The organism is Bradyrhizobium sp. CCBAU 11386 (assembly GCF_028128955.1).
Taxonomy (GTDB): domain Bacteria; phylum Pseudomonadota; class Alphaproteobacteria; order Rhizobiales; family Xanthobacteraceae; genus Bradyrhizobium.
This window is the reverse complement of sequence record NZ_LBKA01000236.1, coordinates 31,043-45,474: the sequence shown is the minus strand read 5'-3', so window position 1 is coordinate 45,474 and position 14,432 is coordinate 31,043. Positions and strand designations below refer to the sequence as shown.

The window sequence follows — 14,432 nt, the reverse complement described above, 5'->3', positions numbered from 1 at the left end:
CAACATGGGCCCCGGCTCTGCAGCGCACCGCTGAAGAAGCGCTGCGCTGCGTCCGGGGCACGAAAGAGAGACTGCCAATGCGTTTCGCCGCGATTGCCGACATTCATGGAAACCGTCTCGCGCTGGAGGCGGTGCTTGCCGACATCAGCGCCCAGGGCATCGCCGACATCGTCAATCTCGGCGACATGCTGAGCGGCCCGCTCGACGCGCGCCGGACCATCGAGATCCTGATGCAGCTCGAAGTCGTGCATGTGCTCGGCAATCACGACCGCTACCTGTTCGACCGTCCGCCGGAGAAGATGGGCTCATGGGATCGTCCTGCCCATGCACAGCTGAGTGCCGCGCAACTCGACTGGCTGCGGGCGCAGCCGATGACGCGCGTGTTCCGCGACCAGGTCTTCCGCGACGCCCGACAATGACGAGGTCTATTGGCTCGACACCGTGCATCCTGACGGCACGGTCGCGCTATCGCCGCTCGACCGCATCGAGCAGTTCGCGCAAGGCATCGCGCAGTCCCTGATCCTCTGCGCCCACACCCATCTCGCCCGCGCGGTGCGCTTGCGCGATGGCCGGCTGATCGTCAATCCCGGCAGCGTCGGCAGCCCCGGCTATCGCGACAAGCATCCGTTCCCGCATGTTGTCGAGGCCGGTACGCCGCACGCGCGCTACGCGGTCCTCGAACTGGTCGATGGTGCGTGGCAGGTTACGTTCCGCCATGTCGTCTATGATCATGAGGCGATGGCCGCGCTCGCACGGCGCAACAATCAGCCGGAGCTCGCGAACGCGCTGGCGACGGGGTGGATCAAGTAGACGGCAGGGCTGCGGGCTTGACATTTCCATATGCGCGCTTATTATAAGCGCGCATATGAAAAGGGAGGTCATGCCATGAGCGACGAAAACACCTGGCGGAGCGAATACGCCATCGAGACGTCGGCGCCCCCAGAGACGATCTGGAGCATCTTTCGCGAAGTCCCCGCCTGGAAAAACTGGAACGCGGGCATCGAGCAGATCAACATCGACGGACCGTTTGCGACCGGCACCTGGTTCACGATGAAGCCGCCCGGCGAGGAGGCGCTGCGTTCGCAGCTGGTCGACGTTCGCGAGAACGTCTGCTTCGTCGACGAAACACGGGTGGGCGATCTCGTCATCCTTGTCGCCCACCGCATCGAGCCGCTTGGACCGGCGCGCACGCGCATTGTCTACGCCGTCGATGCCCGCGGCCCGCAGGCCGCCGAAATCGGCCCGGCGGTTTCCGCCGATTTTCCCGAGGTGCTCGCGAGCCTGTCCAAACTGGCTGAGGGGACGCGATGACGAAGTCGCCACTCCCGACCCGTCTGTCCGGACCCGCCGAAAGCCCGGGCTTCCTGCTCTGGAAAATCTCGAACACCTGGCAACGCCGGTTGCGGGTGGCGCTTCAGCCTTACGAGCTCACCCATTCCCAATTCGTGTTGCTGGCAACGGCGACCTGGTTCGGCGCTGAGGAAACGCTGACCCAGGCGCGGCTCTCTCAGCTCAGCGGCATCGATCCGATGACCACGTCCCAGGTGTTGCGCGCGCTGGAGGCAGCAGGGTTGATCGAGCGGATCGATCATCCCCAGGACCCGCGCGCCAAGGCGATCACGGTCACCAAGGTGGGCCGCGATCTCGCGCGGAAAGCTGTCGTGGCAGTCGAAGACGCCGACGCCGCGTTCTTTAAGCCGCTGGCGTCCGACACCAAGCGACTGGTTGCGATGTTTCAGGCGCTCGTCGAAGGCATTGAGCGCGCCGAGGCAGACGACAAATAAAACGGCCGGCTATTCGCCGGCCGTTGCAGAATTCTCAGCTACTCGCGCCGCGGATCACACCGCCGACGTGATCCACTGCTGCAGCTTCGCCTTCGGCGCGGCGCCGACCTGGCGGGAGGCCATCTCGCCGCCCTTGAAGATCATCAGGGTCGGGATCGACATCACGCCATACTTCGACGCGGTCTTCGGGCTCTCGTCGACATTGAGCTTCACGATCTTGACCTTGTCACCCATCGCGCCGGCGATCTCGTCGAGGGCGGGGGCGATCATGCGGCAGGGGCCGCACCATTCGGCCCAGAAATCGACGACGACAGGGCCGTTCGCCTTGAGCACTTCGGCTTCGAAATCGGCGTCGGAAACCTTGCTAACGGCCATTGGAGTACCTCACTCGGTTGTAAAGAATCGGCGCGGATGGGAATCGCGCCCGGGATCATGCCGTCAACCTATGAACGGCCCCTTGCCGGGTCAAGGACGCTCACACTGAGATGAAGGGATGCCAGCGCCGCGTCCAGCGCGGGGGCTGAAATCTCCATATATTCAAGGGCCTCGGTCCAGAGCAGGACGGCCCTGACGGGCTTTTGGGGATAAAGCCTCGACAGCACCGCCCGGTACAGCGCGAGCTGCCGGACATAGGCCGCGGGCGCCTCGGCCACGCTTTTGGGCGCCGCCTGGTTGGTCTTGAAATCGACGATCAGGACCTCGTCCGGACGAATGACCAGCCGGTCGATCTGCCCCGACACCAGCGCCGGGGTGCGGCCCGGCCGCTCCAGCCTGCCGACGATGGCGACCTCGGCCCGGCTGCCGGCGGCAAAGACCGGGGCAAAGCGCGGCTCGGCGATCAAGGCGAGCACCTTGTCGGCCAGCGCGGTGCGGTCGGCCTCCGCCCAGTCCGAGGCATTGCGCGCCATGAAGCCGAGCGCGGCCTCGCGCCGGCGTTCGGTGGCGATGTCGGGCAGCGACTGGAGCAGCCGATGCACCAGCGTGCCGCGTTGCAGCGCGCGCGCGCGAGACTGCACCGATTCGCCTGACCGCACCGCGCGGCCTTCCTCCGCAGAATGGCCCGAGGGGCGCACGGCATCGTCGTCAAGCATCTCGCGCGGTGCCGGCGTCCGCAGCCAGTCCGGCAACGCGATCGTCCGATCCACGGATGTCGCGGGCGTGCCGAGGGCAACGGCGTCCTCCGGCCGGGCGAATCGCGTTACCTTGCCGAGCGGCGTCTCCACCGTCTGCTTCTCCAGGCTCGAGCCGGTGAGCCCGGTGTCGACCAAATCGTACCAGCTCAGCTTGCGGACCGTCCTCATATTGCCGGGCATGCAGCCGCCGACGATCAGCCGGTCGGCCGCGCGCGTCATCGCGACGTAGAGCAGGCGGCGGTATTCGTCCTCGGTCTCCTCCAGCATGGCCTTGCGCGCCTCGACGACAGGCTTGGGATCGTCGGCCTTGCGGCCGGCCCACACCACCACCTCGCCGCCATTGCCGCGCGGCACCTGGATCAGCCGGACCCGCTGCGAGTCCGCGGGCGACGACGTGGTGTCGACCATGAACACGACGGACGCTTCGAGGCCCTTGGCGCCGTGCACCGTCATGACCCGCACCTCGTCGCGGGAGATCTCCATGTCGCGCTTCACCTCGGTGTCGGCCGACCGCAGCCAGGCCATAAACCCTTGCAGCGACGCCGGCGCCTTGCGCTCGTAGTTCAGCGCCAGCTCCAGGAACTCGTCGAGCGCGTCATTGGCCTCATGGCCGAGCCGGCGCAGGATGCGCGCGCGGCCGCCGTCGCCGCCGAGCAGCCAGGCATAGAAGGCGAACGGCGTCTCCTCGCGCGCGCGAGTCTCGCAGGCCTCGAGGCGCCGCAACGCCGTGGCGAACTTCTCGCTCGTCGATGCGTGCTCGCCGAGCGCTCGGCGCAGCGAGCCCTTGCGGCCATGGGCAAGTTGAAACAGATCGTCGTCATCGAGGCCGAACAGCGGGCTCTTCAGCGCCACCGCGAGCGCGAGATCGTCCTGCGGCAGCAGCAGCGCGTCCGCAAGGTTCATCAGGTCGATGATTCCGATGTGCTCGGTGAGCTTCAGCCGGTCGGCGCCGGCGACCGGCACGTTGGCGTGCTTCAGCGCCTGGATCACGGCGTCGAACGCGTTGCCGCGGCGGCGGACCAGAATCAGCATGTCGCCGTAGCGCAGCCGCCGGCGTTCGCCTTCATGTCCGGTCAGCGTGCCGCTTTCGACCAGCCGCTTGATCTCGGCCTGGATGCGGCGGGCGAGCTTGACCTCGGGGCTGGTGACGGCGACGCCGTCGAACGGCGCGCGCCAGCCCTCGATGTCCTGCCGATCGTCGGCTTCAGCCAGGTCCCACAGCTCGATCACGCTGGGACCTGCATCGGCGAGCGCGTTGTGCAGGGGATGGCCGATCTCGACCGAATGGATGCTCTTGTAGATCGCGGGGTCGCGGAAGACGTGATCGACCGAATGCAGGATCGCGGCACCCGAGCGGAACGAATAGGTGAAGGCAACAGGATCGAATTTCAGCCCGGCGGCGGTGAATTTGCGGTGCAGCTCGCGCCGGCGCGCGTCGAACTCGTGAGGAGCGGCGCCCTGGAACGAGAAGATCGACTGTTTCTCGTCGCCGACGGCGAAGATCGTGCGGTTGAGCCCCTCGCGCGCGCCTTCTCCGGCGGTGAATTCGGAGATGATGTGCGCGACGATGTCCCATTGGCGCGGGCTGGTGTCCTGCGCCTCGTCGATCAGGACGTGGTCGACGCCGCGGTCGAGCTTGTAGTGCACCCAGCCCGAGGAGACGCGGTTGAGCATCGCCAGCGTTTTGTCGATCAAATCGTCATAGTCGAGCAGGCCGCGCTCCTGCTTCTCGCGGCGGTAGTTCGCGGCAGCCGCGGTCGCGATATGCAGCAGGGCCGCCGTGCGGTCACGCATGGTCACCGCGCGGCGCTTCTCGATCAATCCACTGATGCGCTGCGCCTCGTTCTCGAACAGGCGGGCGACGGAGGGGTTGTGATCGCAAAACTTCCTGGTGAGCACCGCCTTGCGCGGCAGCTTCTCGTCGGTGAGGAAGACGCCGAGATAGGCGTCGACCTGCGCGCTGCCGGAAAAGGCTTTTGCCTCGCGGAGCCGGCTGGCCTGGTCGTTGTCGGACTTGCTTCCATCTTCCAGCGCAAAGGCGATGTCGTCCCAGCGCGATCGCGGCAGGAACGGACCGTCGAGAATCTCCGTCTCGACGTCCTCGATGCGATCGGCGGCGTCAACGCCGAGCACGGCCGCCATCTGCGCGGCAGCCGCCTCGGCGTTGCCGGCCTCGTCGGTCCAGGCCATGAAATGATCGCGGCTCAGACAAGCCTCGCGCACCACTTCCTTGAAGGTGACGTCGGCGGCGCTGGCCATCGCGGTCAGCAGCGCACGGCCGGTGACGCTTTCCGGGTCGCGTGCGGCGTCCAGCAGCACCTTCAGATTGGCGCGTTCCATCATGTCGGTCTGGTCGCGCTCGTCGATGACGGAAAAGCGCGCCGGCACGTTGGCCTCGAACGGAAACTGCTGGAGCAGGCGGGTGCACAGCGCGTGGATGGTCTGCACCTTCAGTCCGCCAGGCGTCTCCAGCGCGCAGGCGAACAGTTTTCGCGCTTCGCGCCGCAGTTTTGCGTTGGGATGCGGGATGCCGACGGCACGGATCGCCGCATCGAGCGCGGTGTCGTCCAGCGTCACCCAATGGCCGAGCGTGGTGAAGACGCGCTCGGCCATGTTGGCGGCGGCGGCCTTGGTGAAGGTGATGCAGAGGATCTTTTCCGGCGGCACGCCCGAGAGCAGCAGGCGGATCACGCGCTGCACCAGCACGTGCGTCTTGCCCGAGCCGGCATTGGCCGACACGAAGGCCGATGCGGTTGGATCGGATGCACGCGCCTGCCGCGCGCGCACCTCGTCGGGGATTGGGCGTGGCGCCTTTACCATTCCTCGATCCCCAATCCGCCGGCCGCCGACCACTCCTTGATGCGGGCGAGGTCGTCATAGGTGCCGTAGCGGTTGGACCACATCGGCAGGTTCAGCGAGGTGTAGGCCTGGTTCTCGTCCTCGAACGCGCGGATCAGCGCTTCCAGCTTGCGGCGCGCCTCGGCCGCCGCGGTGTCCGGTGGCTGCGGCTCGTCGCCTTGCTTGATCTTGAGCTCGAGGATGCGCTCCTCGCCGGGCGGATTGTTGCCGCTGAGGCGGACATAGACGAGCTGACTGACGGTCGAGCCGGCGTCGATATCGGGAAAGCCGCCCTCGCGCAGGATCGCCGCTTCCAGCGTGAGCTGCGGCGACAGGCCCATGCGGACCTGCTTGCCGGTCGGCGGCTGGCCGGTCTTGTAATCGAGGATCGCATAGCCGCCGCCCTGGCGCCGTTCGATGCGGTCGGCGCGGGCGGAGAGGCGGAAGCTGCGTTCATTGTCGAGCGTGATCGAGATCTCGCCGCGGGTCTCCGCGGTGATCGTCTCGACCACGTCGCGCCGTGCCGTCTCCCATTCGCCGAACCAGCGCGCGATGCGCTGGAAGCGCGGCCACCACAGCGCGCGCGCCTCGGGGCGCTCCATCAGCGGCGCGAAATGCTTTTCGCCGATCGCGCGCAGCACGCGGGCGGGATCGTCGGGCAGGCGCGTCGCATAGCTTTCCGTGAATTCGCCGATCGCATCGTGGATCGCCGAGCCGCGGTCTGCGGCCGACAGCGGCATGTCGACGGGATCGAGCGCGTCGAGCCGCAAAATGTGCTTGGCGTAGATCGTGTAGGGATCGCGCAGCCAGTCCTCGATCGCGGTCACCGACATCTTCAACGGCCGTGTCGCGCGCGGTGGCCGCGGTTCGGGTTGCTTGATCGGCCTGACCTCGTCGGGCTGGTCCAGCGTAGCAGCGAACTGCACGTATTTCTCGCCGGCGCGAATGGCCGCCTTCCAGCGATCGTCGCCCGCAACCGCCTCTAACCGGTGCAGGAAACGCGAAGCCACCGCCGGCGCGCCGCCGGCCTTGGCGGAATGGGTGAGGATCACCTCATCTCCGCCGAGCAGTTGTGCGAAATCGTGGGCGGAGAGGCCGATGCGCCGCTCCGGCAGATCGAGGCCGAGCTCATGCCGCATCGGCCGGCTCAGCCAGGGATCGATGCGCGGCGCCGGCGGCCAGACGCCCTCGATCAGGCCGCCGACGATGATGCGGTCGGCCTGCATCAGGCGCGATTCCAGCGGGCCGTAGATCTGGAGCCGCGCCCCCGGTCTGTCGCGTCGCCGTACCGCGCGATCGCCGAACGCGGTCTGGAAGACGTCGGGGTAATCAGGCAGCGGAACCATCAATCCGCTGGTCGTTCCGCCGCGCAGGAGATCGTCGAAGGCGCTGGCGAGCGCGAGGCCCTCGCGCTCCTCGAAGGCCAGCGGGATGCCCTGGTCGTCGCGTGACAGCTCGATCATGATCTCGCGATGTCGATGCGCGAGCTCGGCGAAGTCATACGGCTTTGATGACGCAAGACTCTCGATCGGCGCCAATGCTTGTCGCAAGGCATCGATCAGGGCCTGGATGCGATCGAGATCCTCCGCCTTGAGGCGTGCGCGCGGCTCGGCCTTGTGGAGCGCGGAGACCTCGTTGCGCCACAGCTTTGCCAGTTCCTCGCGAAAGCGGTTGAATTCACGCAGCAGGCCTGCTGTGCCTGCAGGCGGGCGCGTGCCGCGCAAGACGGCGAGCTCCAGGCCTTCGATCGCTGCCTTCCATGCGCCAGGCAGCCGGCCGAGCCGGCACAATGGATGCTTCAGCATCGCCAGCAGCGTCGGCGGCTCCAATCCCTTGGTCGCCGCTTCGGCCGCAAGGCGCGCAAAAACGCCGGCGGACGTTTCCATCAGCACGTCGCCGCCGGAATCGTCGAAGGCGAGATCCCATCGGGTGAGCGCAGCCATCACGCGCCGTGCCAGCGCGCGGTCCGGCGTCACCAGCGCCGCCGACTTGTCGAGCTGCCGCGCCTCGCGCATCGCGATCGCAATCGCCAGCGCTTCCATTTCAGGGTTCGGGGCCTCGACGACCGCGAGGTTCTTCATGCCGCCGGCGATCTTTGCCGCGACATCCGGTTGCTTCAATCGGTCGTGCCAGACTTCCGTCTTGGCCGACGGCCGCATCGACTCCGATGCCAGCAGATCGCGACCGCCTTCCGCTGCCGGCTGAAGCAGCTCGACGTCGCCGCGCTTGATGCCGAAGCGCTCCAGCAGCGCGTGCATGGCATATTGCGGATGGTTCGACGCCGGATGCTCCGCGAACTTGCCGAGTGCATCGCGCACGCCGCCGATGGTCCGCCAGGCGTCATCGTCGAGATCGGTGTCGAGGCCCGGCAGGACCACGGCGCCATGCGGCAGCGAAGCGACCGCATGCAGGAATTTTGCGGTGGCCGGCATCGAGCCGGTCGAGCCGGCCGCGATCACGGGCCCATGGGGATGCGCGGTCAGGCGCCTCGCTTCCGCCGCGATCAGGAGGTCGCGCCGCGCCGCGGGCTCGATCCGGTTGATCTCGGCAAGATGGCCGGGCCAGGCGATGCGCGCGATGCGCAGGAATTCGAGCGAGTGCTGCCAGTAGCGATCGAGCTGGTCCGGCACCAGGCCGTCGAGCGCGCTCCACTCGATGCCGCGCGTCACCATGTCGTCGATCAGGCGCGCGAGATCGCCGGCGAGCGCCAGCGTCGAGGCGGGGCCGCCGACCACCAGCGGCGACAGCACCGGGCCCTTGGCCCAAGCCGCGACGAGCTGTGCCAGCGTCAGCCGTCGCTCGAGCTCGCCAAGGCGCGGCGGGATGTCGAGCGGCGTTGCGCCGGAAAACTGCTCGCCTTCATCGGCGAAGGCGAGCTCGTCCTCGTCGATGTCGCCGAGCGCGACGATACGCGGCAGCACGACGGCGTCTGCCTTCATCTCGTCGAGGAAGATCTCGCGGACGACGCGCATGGCGCGCCGGGTCGGCAGGTAGAGCGTGGCGTCCGCGAGCCGCGCCGGCTCCTTGCGCGCCTCGAATCCCTCGACCAGCCGGCCGTCGAGCAGGGCCGTGACGACCGTGCGCAGGAACGGAACTGAGATGGGAACACTGAAAACGCGCATCGGCTGCCTGATTCGGGATCAGGCGCCAATATAGGGAGGCGGACTCAAATGGTCATGGGCGGAGGTGAAGTCGTCCCCGCTGTTCGGCGAGACTCCGTAGGGTGGGCAAAGGCGCACTTGCGCCGTGCCCACCACGTCTCTTCACCGAGTTTTCAGCTCAGGCGGTGGGCACGCTTCGCTTTGCCCACCCTTGCATGTGCTCGAGGGCAGCCTACGCCACGCTTTCCAGAAACGCCTCTTCCGCGGCATGCACGGCATCAGGCGTGCCGACATGCATCCAGACGCCGTCGAGGCGCAGGCCGAACAGGCGCTCCTGCTCGTTGGCGCGGTCGAACATCTTGGTCAGCGAGAACTCGCCCTGCGGCGCATCGGCGAAGATCGACGGCGACAGGATCGCCGCGCCGGCATAGACGAACGGAACGACTTCCTTTTCCTTGCGCTTGCGCAGGGCGCCGTCGGGCAGCATGCCGTAATCGCCGCGGCCGCTGTAGCCGATGCTGGTTGCGGTCGGCGCCATCAAGAGCAGGATGTCCATCCGCGCGGGGTCGAAGTTTTCGGCAAGACGCGCCAGGTTGGAGCGCACGCCGTCGATCCACAGCGTGTCGGAATTGACATGGAAGAACGGCGCGTTGCCGAGTAGAGGCAGGGCCTTGACCACGCCGCCGCCGGTGCCGAGCACCTGGTTGCGCTCGTCCGAGATGGTCACGCGCGGATGCTGGCGCGATGCGACGTGATCGATGATCTGGTCCGGCAGGTAGTGCACATTGACCACCGCCTCGGTCACGCCGGCCTGGCCGAGCTTGTCGAGCACGTGGTCCAGCAGCGGCTGGCCCGCCACCGGCACCATCGGCTTCGGCATCTTGTCCGTCAACGGACGCATGCGCAGGCCGAACCCTGCGGCGAGCACCATGGCTTTGGTCGGTTTGACGGACATCGTTTGCTTTCTCAGATTCGTCTTTCTCAGCCTCGTGGACTCAGAACTCTCGGAATGACTCTTGGAATTCGCGTTCGCAGCAATCCTAGCACGGGACTCGTTCAGCCGCACCGCATCTCAACCGCCTTAGCCACCTGCCGTGACGGTTGTACGACGGGTGTGGCCGTTACGCCCCGACGGATGTGGAACGTGCCTTTTTCTTCTTGTCGCCGAGCTTGAGGAAATTGACGCCGATCTGGTCGCCATTGACCCAGGCCAGCTCACAGCGCCGGTACGCGAGTCCGGTGGACGACAGCAGGAGAAAAAATTCCTTCAGATGGAGGCCTTCGACCGAACCGTCGATGGTCAGCTTGGCGCCGCTCTGGGAGACGTCCTCCATGGTGCAGTCGCGCCGCCACGTGCCGTCGATTCCCATCATCTGGGCCGGAATCCCACGCTCGAAAACAACCCGGCTGTTGCTGCGCTGGTCCGTCTTCACCGCCATCTGCCCTTGCTCCAGCCCCGCAATTATCCGGCTGCGTTGCCGCCAGAATACCGACGTCTTGGCTAACAGCCGGTAAATCGGCCCGAATCAGCCTTGTGGCGATTCTGGTGCCGGTTCTTGGGGTGGTGGGACGTTGGCGAGATACCAGTCGCGCAAATGGGTGAGCGCGGGATGCGCCAGCGAGCGCTGGAGGTAGGTCCAGATCCGCGGCTGGTGGCGCAGGTAATGCGGCTTGCCGTCGCGGCGGTTGAGCCGGGCGAAGGTGCCGAGCAGGCGGGTATTCCGCTGCGCCGACATGATGGCGTAGAGCTCGGCGAAACCGGCCGGATCGAAGCTCGCATCATCAGCGCGGCGCGCCTTGATGTAGCGCGACAACAGCGTCAGCTCGAGATTCTCGGGCACGTCGATGCGGGCGTCCTGGAGCAGCGACACCACGTCGTAGGATTGCGGCCCCAGCACGGTGTCCTGGAAATCGATCACGCCGACGCGTTCGATGCCGGTGCGCATCCCGAGCCAGATCAGGTTGGGCGAGTGATAGTCGCGGATGATCCACGTCTTCGGCGCGGCCAGCGGCTTCTTCAGCAGCTCGCGCCACATCGCAAGGAATTCCGCGCGCTTCGCCTCGCTCAGCGGCGCGTTGCGATCGGGCAGATACCACTCCGGCATCAATCCGATTTCGATCAGCATCGCCTCGGTGTCGAAGACCGGAATGGCGTAGGTCTGTCCGTCCAGCGGCAGCGTCTCCGGCAGCGTCTTGCCGTGCAGCACCGCCAGCACATCGGTCGCGGCCTCGTAACGCTCGGCGATCGGGCGCGGCGGCTCGCCTTCGATCACACCTTCGCTGCCAAAATCCTCGGTGATGAGGAAGCCGTGGTCGAGATCGCAGTGGTGGATCGCGGGCGCAGAGATTCCTTGTGCGCGCAGGCCTTCGTCGATGGCGACGAAGGGCCTGACGTTCTCGGCGAGATGCACCGCGGCGCTGTAGGATCTTCCGTCGTAGAGCGCCGCGCCGTCGGGGCGCTGCGGAAAGTTCATGAGGATGACGATCTCGTCGTCGCGCACCAGCCGCGCGTAGGAGCGGGTCGAGGCGTCGCCGTTCATGCGCCGCCGCGTCGCGTCGAGATAGCCGGATGCGTCGAGGAATTCGCGCAGCGCTTTCAGACGCGCGACCTGGGCTGCGCTTTTGCCGTAACCGGTGACGTCGGCCGCGCGCGCATTCGAGCCCAGAGCCGGACGATGCGTGAGCGCGATGTCGATGCGATCCGCGGGCATCGCCGACGGCGCGCGCTCCGGCCATTCGATCAGAACAAGCGTGGCGTCCGGCAGCGGCGACAACCCGATCTCCTCGAGCTCGCTCTCGTCCTCGACCCGATAGAGATCGGCATGCATGACCGGGAACGGCGGCAGCTCATAGCCCTGCACCAGGGTGAAGGTCGGGCTTGGCACTTCCAGCGCATCGTCAGCGGCGAGGTAGCGGATCATGGCGCGCGCGGCCGCGGTCTTGCCGGCGCCGAGGTCGCCGGTGAGCGTGATGACATCGCCCGGGCCGACCAGCAGCGCGAGATCGGCCATCAGTTGCGCGGTGGCCGCCTCGTTGTGAAGCGCGACGGAGAATGTGGTTGGCGCGCTCATTCGGCGGCGTCGCGATGCGCCGCCCGGTCGGTCGGGAAGTCGCAGATCACGACCGTGCCCCTGCCCACGATCGAATCCACCCGCACCTTGCCGCCATGCAGTTCGACGAAGGAGCGCACCAGCGACAGGCCGAGCCCGGCGCCGCGGTGACGCGACCCCTGCGAGCGGCTTTCGAACCAGTTGAACACCTTGTCCTTCATGTCGGCAGGTATTCCAGGCCCGGAATCTGTCACAGTGAAGACCACACTGTGCTCGGTGCGGCGCGCGCTGATGCCGACGGTGGAATCCTGTGGAGAAAACCCGACGGCGTTGGCGAGGAGGTTATAGAGCACCTGCACCACGCGCTTTTCGTCGCCGATGAAGCTGCCGATATCGGGCGCGATCTCGACCTTCAGGCGGATACGGTCGGTGGCGAGCCGGTCCTGGATGCCTTCGGCGGCGAGCTCGATGGCCTTGCTGACGTCGACCGGCCCGAGTTCCAGCTTCATCGCGCCGGCGTCGATGGTGGCGAGATCGAGGATGTTGTTGGTCAGCGCCAGCAGCGCGTTGGTCGATTTGGTGACGTAGTCGAGATATTCGGCCTGTTTCGGCGTCAGCGGTCCGGTCGAGGGATCGCTGAGGAAATGTGCGAAGCCGATGATGGTGGTGAGCGGCGAGCGCAGCTCGTAGGAGACGTGGTGGACGAAATCCACCTTCATCTGGTCGGCGGTCTCCAGCGCCTCGTTGCGCTCGCGCAGCGCGCGCTCGACGTTTTCGGTGTCGGTGATGTCCTGGAACGTCAGCATGGTCGCGCCGTCATGCAGCGGCCGGATCATGCCGTCGAGCACGCTGCCGTCCTTGCGCTCCAGCTTCAGCGGCACGTCGGCGCGGCTCTCGATCGAGGTGACGGCCTCGCGGATCTGCCGCCAGACCACGGGGTCGTCGAACAGCTGATGGCACCAGCCTTCGACGGTCTGGATGTGCGGCTCGTCGCGCATCGCGTCGCTCGACAACTTCCACATCCGGACGAAGGCCGGGTTGAACAGCTGCGCCTTGCCGTTGCTGCCGAACACCGCGACGCCCTCGGCGAGGCTGTCCAGCGTCTCGCGCTGGACGCGGATCATGCCGTCGAAGCGGCGGGCGAGCTCGAGGCTCTCGGTGACGTCGTCGAACAGATAGGTGACGCCGCCTTCCGGGTTCGGCGTGGTGACGACCGAGAGGGCGCGGCCGTCGGGCAGGTACCAGGTGTCCTTGGCGGCCTCGACGGCGCGATACGCCTCGTGCAGCTTGGCCTTCCAGGCGCGGAAGTCGGGCTGCTCCGGCAGTTTTCGCGCGGCACGGAGCTGGTCCAGCACGCTGGAATCATCGGGATCGGCGTCGAGGAACGAGCGGTCGAGGTCCCACAGCCGCCGGTAGGAATCGTTGTAGAAGGCGAGGCGCCGCTGGCCGTCGAACACGGCGACGCCGGAGGAGAGCTGGTCGAGCGTGCGGCGATGCGCCTCCGCCATCCGCACCAGCGCCGAGCTCAGCGCATCCGCCTCGCTGGCGTCGATCGCGACACCGACACTGCCGCGGCCGACATTGACGGCGCGCACGTCGTAGATGCGCCGCTCGCCGCCGATCACGATCGGCAGCCGGGAGGTGAAATTGGCCGCGTCCTTCAGTCCCCGTTCCATGGCGCTGCGGTCGGCGCTGTCGAGCAGCTCGAGCTTGCGCTCCTGGGCGTCGCTGAAGCTCGCAGCCTCGGTCGCGCGGACATAGGCCGGGTTGGCGAAAGTGAGCGCGCCGTTCTCGCCCTTGGCCCAGATCGGCCAGGGTGCCGTGGCAGCGAAGCCGCGCAGCATCTCGGTCTCGTCGGAGAGCGCCTTGTAGCGCAGATTGGTCTCGGCCAGATCGCGGCGCAGGCCCGAGAGTTCGCGAATCCTGACAATGGCCTGGCCGCCGATGGCGCGGCCGATGGCTTCGAGCGTGTGGCCGTGCGCGGTGGTCAGCGTCAGCTGGAACCCGTCGCCGCGGTCGCGCAGCGCATCCACGGCGTGGTCCATCTGGAGGGCGGGTTCCGGCGGCAGCCAGGTTCCGAAGGCGAGCAGGGGCTGCGGGGAGGAGTCGCGCGGCAGGACCATCGAGATGTCGCCGGAAATCTGCGCGCGATTGTCGCCGGCCGGCCAGGAGATCAGGATCTGCGGCTCGGCGAACAGCAGCGCGCCGAAGCGGTCGGCCTGGAGTTGCAGTTCCCCGATCCGCGCGCGCAGCCGCGCCTCGTTCTTCGCCGTGCGCACGCGCGTGCGCATCAACAGGATCGCGGCCACCACCGAGAAGCCGAGCAGCGCCAGCGCGGTGGCGAGCACCGCGAGTTCCTGCCGGTTGAAGTCCAGCAATTCCGAGAGTGCGTCGACGAAGTCGGCGGCCTCAGCCGGCGCAGCCGGCAGCAGCGCCGCGAGAGCGCTCCCGATCAGGCCGTTGCGCACGAGCGATGTGCACGATAGCAGCGTCCGACGCATCGACACGATCACGCCTGACATAGTT

At 67.1% G+C, this 14,432-nt stretch carries 9 protein-coding genes and 1 pseudogene; 3 read left to right on the top strand and 7 right to left on the bottom strand.

Features of this window, described 5'->3' with window-relative positions:
* Positions 1–77 precede the first annotated feature (77 nt).
* The 3 genes and pseudogenes from XI09_RS24540 to XI09_RS24530 all read left to right on the top strand — a co-directional run bounded on the left by XI09_RS24540 (position 78) and on the right by XI09_RS24530 (position 1,784).
* A pseudogene (locus tag XI09_RS24540) lies at positions 78–810 on the top strand (metallophosphoesterase family protein).
* Positions 811–885: 75 nt separating this feature from the next.
* Positions 886–1,311, top strand: a complete 426-nt coding sequence (locus XI09_RS24535; RefSeq protein ID WP_271569144.1) for an SRPBCC family protein — start codon at positions 886–888, stop codon at positions 1,309–1,311.
* The gene (locus tag XI09_RS24530; RefSeq protein ID WP_271569143.1) at positions 1,308–1,784 is read left to right on the top strand and encodes a MarR family winged helix-turn-helix transcriptional regulator; all 477 of its coding nucleotides are present in this window, start codon (positions 1,308–1,310) and stop codon (positions 1,782–1,784) included. The genes XI09_RS24535 and XI09_RS24530 overlap by 4 nt, the downstream gene beginning before the upstream one ends.
* Before the next feature lie 54 nt (positions 1,785–1,838).
* Here XI09_RS24530 and trxA read toward each other — a convergent pair whose 3' ends face one another.
* The 7 genes from trxA to XI09_RS24495 form a co-directional block, all read right to left on the bottom strand.
* Positions 1,839–2,159 (bottom strand): thioredoxin, encoded by a 321-nt coding sequence (trxA, locus tag XI09_RS24525; RefSeq protein WP_008540017.1) that lies wholly within the window; start codon positions 2,157–2,159, stop codon positions 1,839–1,841.
* Positions 2,160–2,227: 68 nt separating this feature from the next.
* On the bottom strand, positions 2,228–5,737 hold the full coding sequence (gene addA / locus XI09_RS24520) for a double-strand break repair helicase AddA (RefSeq protein WP_271569142.1): 3,510 nt from the start codon (positions 5,735–5,737) through the stop codon (positions 2,228–2,230).
* Positions 5,731–8,877 carry a double-strand break repair protein AddB gene (gene addB, locus XI09_RS24515; protein ID WP_271569141.1) on the bottom strand — a complete coding sequence of 1,049 codons (3,147 nt, stop codon included), beginning with the start codon at positions 8,875–8,877 and terminating at the stop codon, positions 5,731–5,733. Before addB ends, addA begins: the two co-directional genes overlap by 7 nt.
* Positions 8,878–9,088: 211 nt before the next feature.
* Positions 9,089–9,811, bottom strand: coding sequence for a nucleotidyltransferase family protein (locus tag XI09_RS24510; RefSeq protein ID WP_060909556.1), 723 nt, complete (start codon positions 9,809–9,811; stop codon positions 9,089–9,091).
* A gap of 166 nt (positions 9,812–9,977) precedes the next feature.
* Positions 9,978–10,295 carry a PilZ domain-containing protein gene (locus XI09_RS24505; RefSeq protein WP_271569140.1) on the bottom strand — a complete coding sequence of 106 codons (318 nt, stop codon included), beginning with the start codon at positions 10,293–10,295 and terminating at the stop codon, positions 9,978–9,980.
* Between the two features lie 87 nt (positions 10,296–10,382).
* Positions 10,383–11,927: a tRNA (adenosine(37)-N6)-threonylcarbamoyltransferase complex ATPase subunit type 1 TsaE gene (gene tsaE, locus XI09_RS24500; RefSeq protein WP_271569139.1), complete on the bottom strand. Its 1,545-nt coding sequence runs from the start codon at positions 11,925–11,927 to the stop codon at positions 10,383–10,385.
* On the bottom strand, positions 11,924–14,428 hold the full coding sequence (locus XI09_RS24495) for a PAS domain-containing sensor histidine kinase (RefSeq protein WP_271569138.1): 2,505 nt from the start codon (positions 14,426–14,428) through the stop codon (positions 11,924–11,926). The genes tsaE and XI09_RS24495 overlap by 4 nt, the downstream gene beginning before the upstream one ends.
* Positions 14,429–14,432: the final 4 nt, after the last annotated feature.